Source organism: Bacillus sp. SRB_331, assembly GCF_003264175.1.
Taxonomy (GTDB): domain Bacteria; phylum Bacillota; class Bacilli; order Bacillales; family Bacillaceae_G; genus Bacillus_A; species Bacillus_A mycoides.
Map to the genome: position 1 here is coordinate 253,439 of NZ_NADV01000007.1, position 18,571 is coordinate 272,009.

Annotated in this window: 15 protein-coding genes; all 15 read left to right on the forward strand. The window is 32.3% G+C overall.

Annotated features, from left to right (window positions below; genetic code table 11):
• Positions 1–40 precede the first annotated feature (40 nt).
• Complete coding sequence (locus tag B5P42_RS04895; protein ID WP_078176137.1) at positions 41–781, forward strand: glycosyltransferase family 32 protein; 741 nt, start codon at positions 41–43, stop codon at positions 779–781.
• Between the two features lie 9 nt (positions 782–790).
• On the forward strand, positions 791–1,987 hold the full coding sequence (locus B5P42_RS04900; RefSeq protein ID WP_078176136.1) for a glycosyltransferase: 1,197 nt from the start codon (positions 791–793) through the stop codon (positions 1,985–1,987).
• Positions 1,988–2,071: 84 nt separating this feature from the next.
• The gene (locus B5P42_RS04905) at positions 2,072–3,103 is read left to right on the forward strand and encodes a glycosyltransferase (RefSeq protein WP_078176135.1); all 1,032 of its coding nucleotides are present in this window, start codon (positions 2,072–2,074) and stop codon (positions 3,101–3,103) included.
• A gap of 17 nt (positions 3,104–3,120) precedes the next feature.
• A complete protein-coding gene (locus B5P42_RS04910; protein WP_078176134.1) occupies positions 3,121–4,281 on the forward strand; it encodes a polysaccharide pyruvyl transferase family protein in 1,161 nt (386 codons plus the stop codon).
• Positions 4,282–4,294: 13 nt separating this feature from the next.
• Positions 4,295–5,485 (forward strand): glycosyltransferase, encoded by a 1,191-nt coding sequence (locus tag B5P42_RS04915; protein WP_078176133.1) that lies wholly within the window; start codon positions 4,295–4,297, stop codon positions 5,483–5,485.
• 12 nt (positions 5,486–5,497) lie between these two features.
• Entirely contained in the window at positions 5,498–6,679 is a 1,182-nt protein-coding gene (locus B5P42_RS04920) for a glycosyltransferase (RefSeq protein WP_016127641.1), read from the forward strand.
• Positions 6,680–6,699: 20 nt separating this feature from the next.
• On the forward strand, positions 6,700–7,881 hold the full coding sequence (locus B5P42_RS04925) for a glycoside hydrolase family 88 protein (RefSeq protein WP_113733758.1): 1,182 nt from the start codon (positions 6,700–6,702) through the stop codon (positions 7,879–7,881).
• A gap of 72 nt (positions 7,882–7,953) precedes the next feature.
• Positions 7,954–9,120 (forward strand): acyltransferase family protein, encoded by a 1,167-nt coding sequence (locus tag B5P42_RS04930; RefSeq protein ID WP_078213786.1) that lies wholly within the window; start codon positions 7,954–7,956, stop codon positions 9,118–9,120.
• Positions 9,121–9,248: 128 nt separating this feature from the next.
• Positions 9,249–10,175, forward strand: a complete 927-nt coding sequence (locus B5P42_RS04935) for an SP_1767 family glycosyltransferase (RefSeq protein ID WP_113733759.1) — start codon at positions 9,249–9,251, stop codon at positions 10,173–10,175.
• Positions 10,176–10,218: 43 nt separating this feature from the next.
• Entirely contained in the window at positions 10,219–11,226 is a 1,008-nt protein-coding gene (locus tag B5P42_RS04940) for a glycosyltransferase (protein WP_016127645.1), read from the forward strand.
• A 48-nt stretch (positions 11,227–11,274) separates the two neighbouring features.
• A complete protein-coding gene (locus tag B5P42_RS04945) occupies positions 11,275–12,822 on the forward strand; it encodes a lipopolysaccharide biosynthesis protein (protein ID WP_078213784.1) in 1,548 nt (515 codons plus the stop codon).
• Positions 12,823–13,169: 347 nt separating this feature from the next.
• Entirely contained in the window at positions 13,170–13,766 is a 597-nt protein-coding gene (locus tag B5P42_RS04950) for a sugar transferase (protein ID WP_113733760.1), read from the forward strand.
• Between the two features lie 13 nt (positions 13,767–13,779).
• Positions 13,780–14,412 carry an acetyltransferase gene (locus B5P42_RS04955; RefSeq protein ID WP_078213782.1) on the forward strand — a complete coding sequence of 211 codons (633 nt, stop codon included), beginning with the start codon at positions 13,780–13,782 and terminating at the stop codon, positions 14,410–14,412.
• Positions 14,413–14,425: 13 nt separating this feature from the next.
• Positions 14,426–15,595, forward strand: coding sequence for an aminotransferase class I/II-fold pyridoxal phosphate-dependent enzyme (locus B5P42_RS04960; protein ID WP_088004902.1), 1,170 nt, complete (start codon positions 14,426–14,428; stop codon positions 15,593–15,595).
• Between the two features lie 1,038 nt (positions 15,596–16,633).
• Entirely contained in the window at positions 16,634–18,571 is a 1,938-nt protein-coding gene (locus B5P42_RS04965; protein ID WP_078213870.1) for a lasso peptide isopeptide bond-forming cyclase, read from the forward strand.

Sequence of the window (18,571 nt, forward strand, 5' to 3'; positions counted from 1 at the left end):
AGGTGTATTATTCTATATAGTTTAGAAAGGGGATACTGAGTTGGCATTTACAGAAAAGATTCCACGCATCATTCACTATTGTTGGTTTGGTAAAGGAGAAAAACCAATAATAGTAAAAAAATGTATAGATAGCTGGAAAGAGAATTTGGCTGGTTATGAAATAATTGAGTGGAATGAAGATAATTTTGATATAAATTGTAATTTATATGTCAAGGAAGCCTATGAATACAAAAAATTTGCATTTGTAAGTGATTATGTAAGAGTATACGCTCTTTATAAATTTGGAGGAATTTACTTAGATACGGATGTGGAGGTATTCAAATCTTTTGATGATATGCTACATCATGATTCATTTTGGGGATTTGAACAAGAGAACTATATAGCTACAAGTACAATAGGAGCCACTAAAGGAAATGTATTAATAAAAATGTTTCTAGATTCATACGAAGAAAAAAGTTTTATTAAAGAGGATGGAAAGTATGACAGTTTAACCAATGTGGCCATTATAAGCGAGATACTAAAAAATAAAGGATTACAGTTGAATGGAAAATATCAAGAAATAAGTGGGATAGGAGCCTTCTATCCTCAAACATATTTTTCTCCATATGATTATATTAACTGTAGAAAATTTATTACTCCAAATACATATGCAATGCATCATTTTTATAAAAGTTGGTTACCACCTAAAGCGAGATTGAAGAGTGGTTTAAAACTGTTAGCATCTAAGGTTATAGGTGGAGAAAATATAGCGCGGATAAGAAAATTTGTTACAAAAAATTAGGAGGCATATATGAAGGATATACTGGTGGCCTCATTTGATATGGAAGTTGGAGGAGTAGAAAGAAGCCTTATAAGTATGCTTGAGGGTTTTGATTACAAAAAATACGCTGTTGATTTAATGCTGTATAGGCATCAAGGGGATTTTTTGGAATTAGTTTGTAACAAGGTAAATCTATTAGAAGAAGTTCCACAATACACCACCTTTAGGAAGTCAATCGGAGAAACTTTAAAGGATAAAGAGTATGGCATTGGATTTTCTAGAATTTTATCTAAGATAAATACTCGTTTTGCAGGAAAAGCTAAAGGAATAGTAGAGACAGGATATTATCAAATGCAATTAATGTGGAAATATGCTATTCCATTTTTACCTAAACTAGATAAAGAGTATGATGTTGCAATTAGTTATTTGTGGCCGCATTATTTTGTAGCAGATAAGGTCAAGGCTAAGAGAAAAATAGCATGGATCCATACAGATTATTCTACAATTGAGACAGATATAGAGATGGATTTAAAAGTATGGAATAAATTTGATTATATTGTAGCCGTATCAGAAGCATGCAAAAATTCATTTTTAAAAAAATATAGTGCATTAAAAAATAAGGTTATAGTGATGGAAAATATAACCTCCCCGCAGTTTATTAGAGACATGGCGAATGAAGAGATAGATACCCCTATGCTTCTTGATAACCGTTTTAAAATTATAACTGTGGCTAGACTATCTCATGCAAAAGGAATCGATAATGCTGTTAGGGCTTTAAGGATATTGAAAGATAAAGGCTATGAGAATATAGCCTGGTATGTAGTTGGATATGGTGGAGACGAAACAATGATTAAAAGTCTAATAAGGGATTTGAAATTAGAAAATAGCTTTGTGTTGTTAGGAAAGCAAATTAATCCATATCCATATATAAAAGAAGCTGATTTATATGTCCAACCATCTAGATATGAGGGAAAAGCTGTTACAGTAGGAGAGGCTCAGATACTTGCAAAACCAGTCCTAATTACAAATTATACAACCGCAAACAGTCAAGTGAAAAATGGGGTTGACGGATATATTACGGAATTATCCGTTGAAGGAATAGCAGATGGAATAGAAAAATTGTATAGGGATGCTACCGTAAGAAAGCAGTTAGCTAACAATTGTAGTAATACTGATTATAGTAATAAGTATGAATTAAATAAGTTGTATGAAATTATGGAGGCTTAAAAGTTTATTAATTGTACTGGTACAACTACAAAAATTTTTAAAAATGAAAGTATAAGAGATTCGAAGCAAAGGGGTGATTTGCTCATGAATAGAAATGTCAGTGTAATTATACCGGTTTATAATGCTGGTAAATATATTACTCGGTGTATAGAATCACTGTTAAATCAGGTGCTTCATAACTGCGAATTTATCTTTATCAATGATGGTTCAACGGACAATAGTGTAGAGATTATTGAAAAGTATAGGGCACTAGATGACAGGATTATACTTATAAATCAAAAAAATCAAGGTGTGAGTATTGCAAGGAATCAAGGAATTCTTATAGCTAATGGTGAATATATTGGATTTGTTGATGCAGATGATTATGTAGAAGCGGATATGTATGAAACTCTGTATAATTCAGCAAAACAAAGCAATTGTGATGTAATTATATCAAATTTAAGAAGTGAGATTGAAGGGCATAAGGTAACAATTGAATATCCATTTCCAATTAATATTGTTCTGGAAAAAGAATATATAAATAAAGAGATATTACCCTATTTTCTTAAAAGCGATAATTTAAATACTGCTGTAAACAAAATTTATAAAAATAGCATAATAACGAAAAGTAATGTGAAGTTTCCAGAGAAGGTTGCATTAGGAGAAGATGGAATGTTTAATATTCAATTTTTTAGTAATGCAACTAATATGAAATATATAGATTATACGGGGTATTATTATAGGGATGTAGCGGGTAGCGCAACTCGGGATATCTCAAAAAAAGATTATTTCAAGCGAGCTGTGGAAGTATATAACATGGAACTACCGAAAATTTACATCGAAAAGGTCGATAAGGCAAAGATACGTGAATTGAAATCAAGAAAGTTTATAAATAGTGTAATTTCCTACGTATATATTTATTTTGAACCGTCTAAGGAAATACGGTTTAGTGAGAGATATGAATACATAAAAAAAATGATATGTAATCAATATGTTAGAGAGGCATTGCCACTATATTGTGAAGTAACTTATAGCAAGCTTGGTAGATATGAGAAATTTTTAATAAATATGATTAAAAGAAAATCTACTGTGGGGTTATACTTCGCAGTCTCTTACAGCAGGCTTAGAAATAAATAAAACTGGAGGAATTTAGTGTGAAGTTTATGATGTTTGCCCATGGGGGCAGTTTGAATAGAGGGTGCGAAGCGATAGTTCGAGCTTCTACAAATATTATAAAAGAAAAAATAGATGGAGCAAAAGTATGTTTGGCATCAGATAGACCTGAAACAGATAAGGTAATCAATAAGTTAGATTATATATATGATGGTTCTAGCCGCAGTCTGAAAAAATATTCATATGATTGGTTATTGTCCTCAGTTAAAGTAAAACTCTTTAACGATGAGTCTTATGCATTAGGGAAAATTCATCATAACATAATAAAGCATATAAAAAGTTCCGATGTATGTTTATCTATCGGAGGGGATAATTATTGCTATGGAGAGCAACCTGGGTGGTATGAGATTGATAGAAGAGTAAAAATGCAGGGGAAAAAGCTAGTACTATGGGGATGTTCTATAGGAGAAGAGGATATGTCTGAAAGAAAGTTGGAAGATCTAAAGCTCTTTGATTTAATATTAGCACGCGAAAGTCTTACCTATAATATGTTAAAAAAACAAGGATTAAATAATGTTCAATTGTGTGCTGATGCTGCGTTTACAATGGAAAAAGAAGAATTGGAGTTGCCTAATGGATGGCAGGAAGGAAATACAATGGGTCTTAATTTTAGCCCGCTTGTATGGAATAGAAATGAGAATTCTCAAGTCGCGGTAAGAGAGTTAGTTAATCATATATTAAATACTACAGATATGACGATTGCTCTTACACCTCACGTTATTGAAGATGGGAACAATGATTACGAAGTTCTCTACAAATATTACCAAGAATTTAAGGACACAGGCAGAGTGATTCTGTTACCAGATAACTTAAATGCAATACAGTATAAGGGGTATATAGCTAGAATGCGTTTCTTTATAGGAGCTCGAACGCATGCAACTATAGCTGCTTACTCTAGTTTTATTCCGACTATGGTATTGGGATATAGTGTAAAGTCCAAAGGGATATCTAAAGATATATTTGGGGAAGAAAAATTAGTTTTAGATATAGAGGAGATATCTGATAGTAATAAATTAAAAGCAAGATTTGATGAGATGGTACGAGAGGAAGAGGAAATAAAACAAAAGTTACAACAATCTATACCTAATATAAAGAAAATGTCTTACAAAGCAGTAGAATATTTGAAAGAATTGTCTAAGTAATTTGGGGTACATTATGAAAAAAAAACTACTATTTGTTATGCCTAGTTTATCTGCTGGTGGTGGAGAAAAAAGCTTGATAAATTTACTATCTCAGATAGATTACAGTTTATATGATGTAGATTTATTTTTGTTTAATAAAACAGGAATATTCATAAATTCGATACCAAGAGAGGTAAATATATTAGATCTGCCAAGTGATTATAAAATATTTGCATCTAGCCTTAAAAATTCAATAATGGGCTTTTTAAAGAATAGACAAATTGATTTAGCATATTCAAGACTGATGTTCACTATTAAAAATAGATTGATAAGGGAAGCTGCAATTTCAGAACAGTATACATGGGAATATCAAAGTAAGTCATTTGAAGTGTTAGAAAAAGAGTATGATGCAGCGATAGGCTATCTTGAAAAGTCTTCAATATACTTCGTAGTTGATAAAGTCAATGCCAAAAAAAAGGCTGGATGGATACATACAAATTACTCGAATTCAGGTATGGATTGCCAGTTCGATAACTCATATTTTGAACAACTAGATAATCTAATAACGGTTTCAGAAGAGTGTGCAAAATCGTTGCAAGAAAATTTTCCACAACTAAAAAATAAAGTTACGATTATATATAATATAGTAGCTCCTAGCATTATATATGATTTATCTAAAGAAGATATAGAAGATGACAGTTTGTTTGATAGACATTATACCAATATTATTACTGTCGCCAGATTAAGTCATGAAAAGGGTTTAGATTTAGCGGTGAAATCTTGCAAGTTACTTCTTGAAAAAGGATACAAGATAAAGTGGTACGTATTAGGGGATGGAAATGAAAAAGATGTATTAGAACGTTTAATAGAAGATCATCATCTATCAAACCATTTTACAATTTTGGGGGTTCGAGAAAATCCCTATCCTTATATACGAAAAGCAGATATATATGTGCAACCATCTAGATATGAAGGTAAGTCTATAGCAATTGATGAAGCAAAAATATTGCATAAACCGATAGTGGTGACCAACTTTGAAACTGCAAAAGATCAAATAAATCATGGAATAAACGGAATTATTACTGAGATGTCTGAAGAAGGAATAGCAACTGAAATTGAAAGGCTTATCAAAGATATAGAATTAAGGGAAAGAATCGTAAATAATTTATCTACAGAAAAGTTAGGAACCGAAAAAGAAATAAATAAGCTCTACGGAATTCTTTAAAAGGTGATTATTATGAAAAAAGACGTATTATTTGTTATCAATAATTTGAACTGCGGTGGGGCTGAGAAGTCATTAATCTCTCTGTTGAATACGATGGATTACTCTCGCTATAATGTGGATTTATTTTTATTTAAGCATGAAGGTTTATTCCTTAATAAAATCCCTAAACAAGTGAATGTATTGGAAGAACCTTCTGAGTATCAGTTGTTTGATATGCCGATAAAAGCAGCTGTCATGAAATGCTTGCGACAAGGAAGACTAGATATAGCCTTATCAAGGGTTTGTGCAGGTTACATATTTAAAAGTGAAAAAAACAAAGCCCGTTGTGAACAGAGAGTATGGCGATATCTATCAAAATCTTTACAGAATATAAGTAAAAAGTATGATGTAGCGATTGGGTACTTAGAAAAGAACCCAGTTTACTTTTGTATAGACAAAGTAAATGCGAATAAGAAAATTGGTTTTATACACACTGATTATGACAAATTAGGAATGGATCCTAACATTGATATGGGTTATTTTCGTTCATTGGATCATATAGTGACGGTGTCTGAGGAATGTGCCAATGTTTTAAAACAAAGATTTTCTATATATAACGACAAAATAGGTGTTATTCATAACATCGTATCTCCAAGTACGATAAATAAAATGTCACAGGAAAAGGTAGATCTAGAGCGTAAAGGGGTAAAGCTTGTTTCTGTAGGAAGGCTAAGTCATGAAAAGGGATTTGATTTGGCTATAGAAGCATGTAAGAATCTGGTTGGAGATGGATATGAAATAAAGTGGTATATCATTGGAGAAGGGGAAGGGCGAGGTAAGTTAGAAAAAATGATAGAAGAAAATCACCTTCAAGATCATTTTTTACTGTTAGGACTGAAAGAAAATCCCTATCCGTATATAAGAGAAGCAGATATATATGTACAACCATCCAGGTTCGAAGGAAAATCTATCGCAATAGACGAAGCAAAAATACTGCATAAACCAATAATGGTAACAAATTTCAGTACAGCTAAAGATCAAATTAAAAATGAAGAAAATGGGCTGATTATAGACATGGATGCTCACTCACTTTCGGAGGGAATTAAGAAATTAATACATAATGAAGAATTAAGAAATAAGTTAATAAAGAACTTATCAGATGAAGAGCTAGGAACCGAGTCGGAGATAAAAAAATTATATACATTATTTAAGTAGTATAGAAAGGACATAATCATATGGTTATACAGGCAGCGTGCCTTGTGTTACTTGCTGTAATCGCAATTATTGTAGTAATTGATTTCATTCCTATAGGAAAGAATTGGTTGGGAAGAATAAAAATAGGGAGATATACGGATAAAAGCTTATGGAATCAGTCAATCACTCATATAGGTGTTAAGTGGCTAAATAAAACACCAAAGATTAAGGTAACTGATAACACAAGATTAATAGCAATTGATATGTTGAAAGGAAATTATACGAAAAGTGCTATACAGCATTGGCAAGAAGCATCTTTACTATTAGGGTTATCTGAATACCTGAAATATAACGATGACAAAGCAGTGAAACATGAAATTACGAAGTTTTTGAACTCTAAATTTGATCATAATGGTCAGTGGGTGCACAAACCTCAGTATGTAGATGGAGCAATACTTGCTTATGCGATCATGAAGCTGGATTTTGAGGATATAGATAAATATAAAAAAGCCTTGGATGCTACTTGGGAAATGATACAAGAGCATATAGGTGAGGATGGTACGATAGAATATAGAAAGTTTATGAAGGGGTATCGATACGTAGATACCATTGGTTTCATATGTCCATTCTTAGTGACTTACGGCATTAGGTATAACAAAAGTGAGTGTATAGATTTGGCTGTAAAGCAGATTAAAGAATATGAAACATATGGAATGTTAAACTTAAGTCATATACCATGCCATGCTTATAGATTAGAAGATAAAGTTCCTCTAGGTTTATATGGCTGGGGAAGAGGTCTTGGATGGTTTGCTATAGGTCTTATAGATACGTGGAATGAATTACCGGAAAACAACAGCTATAAACCTGTATTAGAAGAAAGTGTACGTAAATTTGCAAAAGCTACGATGAAATTTCAACAACAAGGCAATTGGAATTGGACTGTAACCAGGAACGAATGCGGACCAGATTCCTCCGCTACATCCACACTGGGGTGGTTTATGTTGAATGCAGCAAAGATAGAGGATATTTCAAAGGAATGTTTGGAAAGTGCAGATAAAGCTATCGGTTATTTGATGGGAGTGACAAGAAGAAACGGAGCGGTTGACTTCTCTCAAGGTGATACGAAGGATATAGGTGTATATTCTACGTTATTCGATATATTGCCATTCACACAAGGGTTTTGTATTAGATTAATTAATTTACGTAATAATTATAAAATTTAGTCATCCTTATAAGGATGACTAAATTTTAATAGTTAGATTAATAAATTTCATTTTAGAACAGAGGGAAGAATTATGACGAGACGTTATAAAGAATTGGATTCCCTTCGGGGTATTGCTGCAATCATTGTTCTATTAGGACACTTCTTAGCATTATTTCCGATATTAGGTAAAAAGGTAATGTATTCAACATTTGGGGCCTATTTTTCTATATTATGGCAAGGTCATTCGGCTGTTATTATATTTTTTGTGTTAAGTGGATTTGTTCTATCCTTGCCTTTTTATAAAGGGACGAAATTTAATTATTTAAAGTATCTTATTAAAAGAGTTTGTAGGATTTATATTCCTTATATTGTGATTCTTTTTATTGCAATAGGAATTAAATTGGGGATTCATTCTAAAATTGGTACCATTCCCGGTTTGGTACAATGGGGTTCATGGAACATAGAAGTTTCTTTTAATAGAGTAATGGATCATATTTTATTCTTGAGAGAATTTAATTCTGATGCGTTTATTATGGTGATTTGGTCATTAGTTCACGAGATGCGAATTTCCATAGTGTTTCCTTTAATTATTTTTCTTTTACTTAGAGTAAACTGGAAAGTAAGTATTGGGATAGCGATGTTTTTATCAGTTATTGGTTATTTATTAATGAAGAACATTCCAAGCGAATTTAATATTCCAGTATCCACCAATTACTTTATCACATTACATTATAGCTCAATGTTTATTATTGGTGCACTACTAGCTAAAAACAGAGAATATTTAGTGAGTAAAATTATTAATTTAAAAGTAAAATATCTATTATTGCCTTTAGGTCTTTTATTTTTTAGCTATCCACGTATCCCATTTATGTTACTTTCCAAACTAATTGGTGAAATTGATTATGAGTTGTATCTTATCATCATCGATTGGTATATATGTTTTGGCGCAGTTTTAATTATTCTATCCGCCCTAAGTTCAAAACTATTTTCTAAATTATTACTGATTAAACCAGTACAATTTATAGGGGAAATATCATATAGTCTTTATTTAGTACATCCAATTGTTCTATTAACAACAGTTCATATTTTCTATGGAAAGATATCAGTGCCTTTAATTTTATTAATTTCTTTCATATTTACTATGGTTGTGTCGGTCTTATGTTATAAATTTATTGAAATTCCATCAATAAAAATAGGCCGGAAACTTGCCGCTGAAAATTCTAGAGGCGATATTTCATTGAGAAAAAAGGCTAGTTGAAAAATTGGGAAATAATAAGAATAAATATTATGTAAGATGTGAATAGAGGGATAAGAGTAATTTTCTTAAGAAAAAGAGGGAAGATAATCTAATGCTCTATCGAGAAAAGTATTAGAAAGGAGCTTGGTATGGTACAAATAAAAATAAAAAGTATGTTAGTTTTTATTTGGAATAAATTGGTTGATGTGAAAATTCAGAGTTTGAATCGATTAACTATCATAAAAGATCGATTCACGAAGTGCTTTTTCAAGCCTCCTAGAATTCAATCTATAGATGAAACTTTAAAAAAAATTATTCATGATAAAGCTTCCGTAGCCAGGTATGGTGATGGTGAATTTAAATTAATTCATAATCTAGATATAACATTTCAACGGGCGGATCATTTGTTATCAAAAAGATTAAAAGAAATATTGCTAAGTGAAGATGAGAAGTTCTTAGTTTGTTTACCGGATGTTTTTCAAGATTTATCAAAATATGCAGATGAACCAAAAAATTATTGGAGTCTTCATACTGCAAAATATAGATTAAAGTGGTATAAAGATTTGAAGAAGGGAAAAGTATATTATAATTCCTTTATATCGAGATTCTATTATCCCTTTCGAGATAAGTCAAAATGTAAAGAATGGTTTATATTATTAAAATTAATATGGAAAGATAGGGATATAGTTTTAATAGAAGGCAGTAAGAGTAGATTAGGTATTGGAAATGATCTGTTTGACAATGCTAAATCAATTGAAAGGATTTTAGTACCAGAGGAGCACGCATTCTTACATTACAATAAAATCTTAACAGCAGCAAAAAAAAATAATAAATCTAAATTGATTCTATTAGCAATAGGGCCTACTGCTACTATATTAGCATATGATTTGTATAAAGAGGGATATCAAGCAATTGATATAGGGCATGTGGATATTGAATACGAATGGTTTTTAAGACAAGCAAAAACTAAAATCAAAATTGAAAATAAGTACGTATGTGAAGCAGGTGCTGGACAAAATGTGGGCGATATTCAAGATGAGAAATATTTAAACGAAATTAAAGCTGTAATAAGATAGGCGTGAGGGTTTAACTTATGTAAGTAATGTAGGGGTGAAAGGATTGCATGAATTAATAAGTGTTATTGTTCCCATATATAATGTGGAAAAATGGTTAGCTAGATGTATTGAAAGTGTTTTAAAACAGCCTTTCGTCAATATTGAATTAGTTTTAGTCAATGACGGTTCAACAGATAAATGTGGTGAAATATGTGGAGAATATTTAGAAAAGGATAATAGAATTAAAGTAATCTATAAAGAAAATGGAGGAGTGAGTAGTGCAAGAAATGCAGGGATCGAAGCTGCTACAGGGAAGTATATAGTGTTTATAGATCCCGATGATGAGGTAAGCGAAAACTATTTTACTAGGTTATATGGTATTGCAGAAGATGAAAAGTGTGATGCTGTAATATGTGGATACAAAACTGTTCCAAATAATAATAGTATTATTCCTAACTTCAAATTAGATACTGTTATGAACGGGAGGGATTTTGTACTGAGCTCTCCAAATGTTCATTCCAAGAATGATCTATGCTTTGCATGGAGGTATATATACAATTTAAGCATTATAAAAGAAAAAAACATCAGATTTAATGAACAAGTGTTTATTGGAGAAGATGTTATTTTTAATTTAGAGTTTTTATTGCACTCACAAAGGGTATGTGCAATCTCAGAAGTTCTTTATTTTTATACTATTAATAATCCAAATAGCTTAATGAGGGTTCCGTATAAACCAAATTTAGAGAACAGTTTAGTTTTACAATATCAAATGAGAAGACAACTTTCACAAGAATTTGGTTTACTACACGATAAGCAATTTAAAAAAGATATGGCTAATTATTATATAAATCACATATATAGACTGTTGGTTAATAATTTAAAAAGCGATCCTAATGTGGATGTTAATAATGCTTTTCGTAGAATAGTGAATTATGAAATGTTCTCAGATAGTGTAAAAGGAATTGGTTTTTCATATCGATGCAATAACTTTAAGGAGTATATATATTATTTAGCAATAAAGTTTAAAGTGTACCCTTTAATAGTTGCAGCATATAAAAGAGAAATCAGGTAATACTCTTTGATTGAAAGTGTTTTCATACTTTCTGAAGTGGGAGGAAAAATGAGAGTTAAAAATTCAATAATTAATATATCAGCCGGTATAGGTAGTCAAGTTATTATTACGTTACTAAGTTTTGCTTCCAGAACCATATTTATTACTTATTTAGGTGTTGAGTACCTGGGGGTAAATGGATTATTTACTAATATATTAGGAATGTTATCTTTAGCTGAAGCAGGAATAGGATCTGCTATCATATATAATCTATATAAACCAGTGGCAGAAAATAATCAGGATAGAATCAATATGCTTATGAATTTTTATAGAAAGGCATATATGGCAATAGCTTTAATAGTATTGTTACTAGGATTACTTTTATTACCTTTTCTTGGATATATCGCTAAAGATGCAAAGGTAGACAATATTCATTTTATTTATATTATATTTTTAATTAATACAGCTTCATCTTATCTATTTTCTTATAAAACCTCATTTTTAAATGTATGTCAAAAGGGATATATTGTTACAGGGATTTATTCTATCTCATCTATTATATCTACTTGCGTTAAAATAGGAATTTTATACTTTACGCATAGTTATATTTTATATCTAATAATCGATATTATTATAACAATTAGTACCTCTGCGTTCTTGGCTATATTGGTAGATAAGATGTACCCATTTTTAAAAAATAAAGCAGCAAGCAAATTAGATAGTGAAACCAAAAGTAATATTGTTAAAAATGTAAAGGCTTTAGTGCTACATAATATAGGTGGATATATTGTCTTTGGTACTGATAACATGTTAATTGCGTCTTTTGTCAGTGTTACAGCTGTTGGATTGTATTCAAATTATTATATGTTAATTAACATTTGTAGAACCTTTATAAATCAAATCTTTGATAATATTAATCATAGTGTAGGGAATTTGGTTGCAAAAGAAAGCGATGAAAAAATTTATAGCATATTTAAGATTACTATGCTTTGTAATTTTTGGATATACTCATTTTTTTCCATATTTTTATATATTATAATGCAACCCTTTATTACTTTATGGATTGGTTCGAAATTTATTATGGATATAAGTGTATTAATTATATTAATGATAAATTTTTATGTATCAGGAATGAGACGTTCTATATCTATGGTCAAAACAACATCAGGGATTTTTCATGAAGATAGGTATGCTCCCTTTTTAGAGGCTGCCGTAAATCTGGTGGCTTCTATTGTCTTGGTGCAATATATGGGTATAACAGGTGTCTTTATTGGAACACTTATAAGTACACTAGTGGTTCCATTTTGGATTGCTCCTTATTTAGTATATAAGAAAGTATTTCGTAAACCGGTTAGGGATTATTTTTTAAAATATACTTACTATGTGATGATAGGGCTAGGAGCTTGCGTTATCACAAGTTTAATATGTGGTCTTATTCCGTATAATGGATTACTAGCATTAATATTAAGAGGGGTGATTTGTTTAATAATTCCAAATGCTATTTATGTATTTATTTTTTATAAGACAGATGAATTTAAGTATTTATTTGGAGTTGTTAAAAGTATAATGGGAAACCTGAGGGTGAAAATTCAGTCAAACAAAAAGGGCACTTTTTAATTTGAAATCTACATTTCTATAATCCCGTTACTAACCCAATCCATCGAGCACCAGCGCCTAATGAATTGACACAAAATTATAATGCTTTAAAGTAAGAGCAAGTAAATAAAAGGAAAATATTAAGAATCTTTTAGAAATGAAACACCACTATGTTCTGTTGAATATGGTGGTGTTCTTATTACTGAGTATTTTAATTAAATATTTTGCATGACATGTCCTTAAATAAAAAAGTAAATCAATTCGTTATTTTTCAACTATGAATGCGGCTGCTTTTTATGAAGATAGAAGTTTTAGGCAGTTATGGAGTAGAGGTTAATACATAAACCAAATTAGGAGTATGATTATATATGAAAAGACTTTTCGATTTGTTCGTTTCTTTGTCATTATTGGTGTTTCTTTTACCTCTTATTATAATAGTGGCTGTTTTAGTTAGAATTAAGTTGGGTTCCCCTATCATATTTAAGCAGCAACGCCCGGGATTGCATGGTGTCCCTTTTTTTCTTTATAAGTTTAGAACTATGACTGACGAGAAGGATAGTGAGGGGAATGCGTTGCCTGATGATGTAAGGTTTACCCGTTTCGGAGGGTTTCTGAGAAAATATAGTTTAGATGAATTGCCACAGTTGTTTAATGTTATAAAAGGGGACCTAAGTTTGGTAGGTCCAAGACCATTATTGATGGAGTATTTGGAACTATACACAGAAGAGCAGGCCAAGCGACATAATGTCAGACCAGGGATTACGGGATGGGCCCAAGTAAATGGCAGAAACGCGATTTCTTGGGAGGAAAAATTTAGTTTTGATGTATGGTATGCAAAAAAACGGACTTTTTGGCTTGATATGAAAATTTTGTTGTTAACGGTAAAGAAAGTATTTAAGTCAGAAGGAATCAATCAGGTTGGGCATGTAACTGTGGAAAAATTTAATGGTACAAAGAATTCTTGAGGAGGTGAGATGGATGCAAATAATTATGATTGGGGCAGGTGGTCATAGTAAAGTAATCCGAGATATTATCCTATCGTATGGAAATTATGAAATCATTGCGCAATTAGATGATGTGTATAAAGAGTTGAAAATTGAGGATGGTGTCTATTTTGGACCTATTTCTGCAGCTGTAAAGTTAATGGATGAGCATGTAGATACAAAGTTAGTGATAGCTATAGGGAATAACAGAACAAGAAAGATAATTATGGAGCAGTTAGAGATTCCCAGTCATCGCTATGCGACGCTTATACATAAACAATCTATTGTTAGTTTAAGTGCAAAGATTGGAGCTGGTACGGTTATTATGCCAGGTGCAATTGTTAATGCAGATGTTGAAATTGGGAATCACGTTATTGTCAATTCAGGCGCTATTATTGAACATGATAATAAGATAAATGATTTTGCACATATTTCCCCAAATGCAGTGCTTACAGGATCCGTTACTGTAGGAACAGGAGTACATATAGGAGCAGGAGTTAATGTGATTCCAAATATTACAATTGGCGATTGGTCCGTTATCGGTGCCGGAGCAACAGTGATCCGTGACATTGTAGCGAATTGTAAGGCAGTTGGTATTCCAGCTAGAGTAATAAAAAAAGAATTATAGGAGAGTGTTTAAAGTGGTATACTCACAGGAAAAAACAAGAATCTATCTCTCCGCTCCACATATGAGCGGTAATGAACAAAAATATATAGGGGAAGCATTTGATATGAATTGGATTGCTCCACTTGGTCCAAATGTAGATGCGTTTGAAAGTGAACTTTCATCCCATGTTGGAGTTCTTGATGCGGCTGCAGTTAGTTCAGGAACCTCTGCTATCCATTTGGCACTTCGCTTACTGGATGTAAGAGATGTAGATACGGTGTTTTGTTCAAGTCTTACTTTTATAGCGAGCGCAAATCCAATTTTATATTTAGGGGCTACACCAGTATTTATTGATTCAGAGCCTGAAACATGGAATATGTCACCGCAGGCTTTAGAATGTGCATTACGTGATGCAAAAGAGAAAGGGGTACTTCCGAAAGCAGTAATTGTTGTGAATCTATATGGACAAAGCGCTAAAATGGATGAGATTCTTTCGTTATGTAATACATATAATGTTCCAGTAGTAGAAGATGCAGCGGAATCACTTGGTTCTTCCTACAAAGGTAAAGCGAGTGGAACATTCGGAAAATTCGGTGTTTATTCATTCAATGGCAATAAAATCATTACAACCTCAGGTGGAGGTATGCTTGTTTCGAATGATGTCGAAGCATTGAGAAAAGCAAGATTTTTAGCTACCCAAGCAAGAGATCCGGCTCCACACTACCAACATAGTGAGGTTGGATATAATTATCGTATGAGTAATATTTTAGCGGGTGTAGGTAGGGCGCAGCTGCAAGTCTTACGAGATAGAGTACAGGCAAGGAGAAAAATATTTGATAGGTACTATCAAGAATTATCTTATATTCCAGGGGTACAGTTTATGCCTGAGTTAGAGGATACCTATTCAAACCGATGGCTTACAGTTCTTACTGTAGATGAAGAAAAAACAGGAGTATCGATTCAGGCATTACTGAAACAACTGGAAAATGAAAACATTGAGGCGCGTCCTGTTTGGAAACCTCTTCATATGCAACCCCTATTTGAGGGAATAACTTATTATTCTCATAGTGAACGTGAAGATATTGCTAGAAAACTATTTGAAACCGGTCTATGTCTTCCATCTGGATCAGGTATGACAGAAAAAGATCAGACAAGAGTTATTACATGTATTAAGAATATATTGACGGTAAGTGCTAGCATGTAAAGATAAAAAATAGAAAGAGCTTCAATTAAGAAAGGCGTTAATGAACTAGGAGGATTTAATATCTCAGTCAGTGCCGTTTTTGTGAAATTTCATTTTACGGAAAAAAATTTTTTTTGAATGAAAGTCACGGCAATCCCTATAAAGAGTGAAATAGTAAGCGTACATAATCTTGTGGTAAATGCGAATTATATTCTTTGCTAGCATTATTAGTGGTAAACGCATATTATATCATCCCTTTTGTGAAAATGGTATAAATATAAAAAGGTTATTCTCCTGTTTTGATTAAATAAGCAGGGGAATGAAGTAATAGAGAACATAAAATATGAAAATCAGCGTTAATTAATAGGTTAATAATAAATTATATGAAATATCATAGCACAGAAATTTTCAAAATATAAAAAGATGAAAATTCTCCTGTGTATTTGTAAGATATAACGTTTATCCTGCTATTTGTGAACATTAAGAGCACTACCTTAAGATTTTAGGGAAACTTAGAAGATAGATGGAATGTTCGTAAAAGCTCGATTGATAAGATTAATAGTCGGTAGGGATGTAAAGCCTCCTACCGATTAAAGTTTTACTGTATTATTTGTTCTTACAGTTACTAAAAAAGATACATAAATATTTGTTTTCTTGAGTATATAGATACTTGACAATGCAATAGTGAAATGGTAATCTGAGTTTATATTCTTTATAAAGAATATAAACGTTTTATTGATATATTAAATTCAGTGATTTTTATTTATATAAAATTCAGATGGTAATATTTTGATTCGAATTAAGAAAATCACACCTTTGTTCTTTTTTTGAGAAAATTAAAATGCGAGGGTTTACAATAGGATAGGTAGCCTGAAAGCTTGAATACTTCAACTGAAAAAAGATTTAAGGCTATAAAATTGGGTTTTAAAATCTGTTATGCGTAAACGAGGTAGTTTGAGGAAAGGGTTTTCTGGTATATTAATAACATTTTTTTGATATATCTAGTAATTTGCTTATCCATCGGGTTTTCCCTTAATTGTCTCGTAGTGGGAGGAAAAAATGAGTGCAATAACCGGAATTTATCATTTAAATGGAGAACCGATACCGCCTGAACATAGGATTGGAATCATGAAAGATTTATCTCGTTATCCAGGTGACAATACCGATATATGGCACAAGGAAAATATTTTTTTTGGCTCCCATGCAAAATGGATAACATCTGAATCTATTAATGAACAATTACCTTACTATGATTATGAAACACAGTTGGTTATAACTGCTGATGCTATTATTGATAATCGCAATGAATTATTCGATAGATTGCAAGTAGACAAGGTACATAGAAGAGAGATGCCTGATAGTAAGTTGATTTTACTCGCTTATCAAAAGTGGGGAGAGCATGTACCAAAGTATCTAATTGGTGATTTTGCTTTTATGATTTGGGATGAGAGAAAGCAATTGCTCTTTGGTGCACGTGATTTTTCAGGAAGTCGGACTTTTTACTTTTACCGCAATCAAAATCAATTTGCTTTTTGTACTAGCATACAACCGCTGTTTTCTTTACCGTACGTCGGGAAGGAATTGAATGAGCAATGGTTAGCTGAATATTTAGCGATACCTAATATGCTTGATACAATAGATGCATTTTCAACAGTGCATAAAAATATAGAGCAAGTCCCGCCTTCTCATACTATCTCCGTAGTTAAGGGAAGAGTTAGTATTGCGAAATACGACACGTTATTTGTAAAGGAGCAGTTGCAACTCAAATCAAATGAAGATTATGAAGAGGCGTTCAGGGACGTATTTGAAAGTGCAGTAACATCAAGGTTACGTACTCATCGTAATGTTGGTTCTCATTTAAGTGGGGGATTAGATTCAGGAGCTGTTGCTAGCTTTGCTGCGAGAGCCCTGCAAAAAGAGAACAAAAAATTATATACATTCAGCTCAGTACCTGCGGAAGGGTTTACTGATTGGACTCGTGGTCATACGATTGCTGATGAAAAGCCATTTATTCAAACTACAGTACAACATGTAGGGAATATTAAAGGGAATTATTTGAATTTTCCGGGAGAAAATTCTTTCTCAGAAATTGATGATTGGCTTGAGATTATGGAGATGCCATATAAATTTTTCGAAAATTCCGTCTGGGTGAAAGGAATTTATGAAAAAGCCCAACAACAAGGGATTGGGGTGCTCTTAAATGGAGCGAGAGGAAATTTCACAATCTCTTGGGGGCCAGCTTTAGATTATTATGCGATTTTACTTAAAAAGTTCAGCTGGTTGCAGCTTTATCGTGAAATTGATTTGTATGGTAAGAACGTTGGGGTCAAAAAATCGAGAATACTGAAAGTTGTAGGGGAGAAAGCATTTCCATCGATAAAAAACATGTTTTCCTCGGAACAGCAATACGAACTGCCAACGTTAGTTAGTCCAGAACTTGCAAAACGTACTGATGTATTTAGAAAGCTTGAAGAACATGGTGTGAAAGTAACAGGGGCTTCTATCCCAAATATATATGAAATAAGGCAGAAACATTTTGAACAGCTAAACTTGTGGAATACAACGGGTACAAGTGGAACAAAGCTCTCCTTGCGTTATGGTTTACAAGGGCATGATCCAACGAATGACTTACGGGTAATTCGATTCTGTTTATCGTTACCACTCGAACAATTTGTTCAAAATGGCTTAAATCGTGCACTTGTCCGGAGGTCCACAAAAGGATTTCTTCCTGACAAAGTAAGATTAAATCAGCGTGTGCGGGGAATACAGGCAGCTGATGTGGTTCATCGCATGATTCCTTCATGGAAAATGTTTATCGAGGAACTTCAGCAGCTTAGTAAAGACCCAGTGGCCTCTAACTTTTTTAATATGGAGATTATTAAGAGCGCGATTTTGAAAATTCAAGGAGAACCACGAGTAGAATACGTGTTTGATCCAGATTTTAGAATTTTAATGCGTAGTCTTATTGTCTATCGATTTATCAAAAAATATATTTGA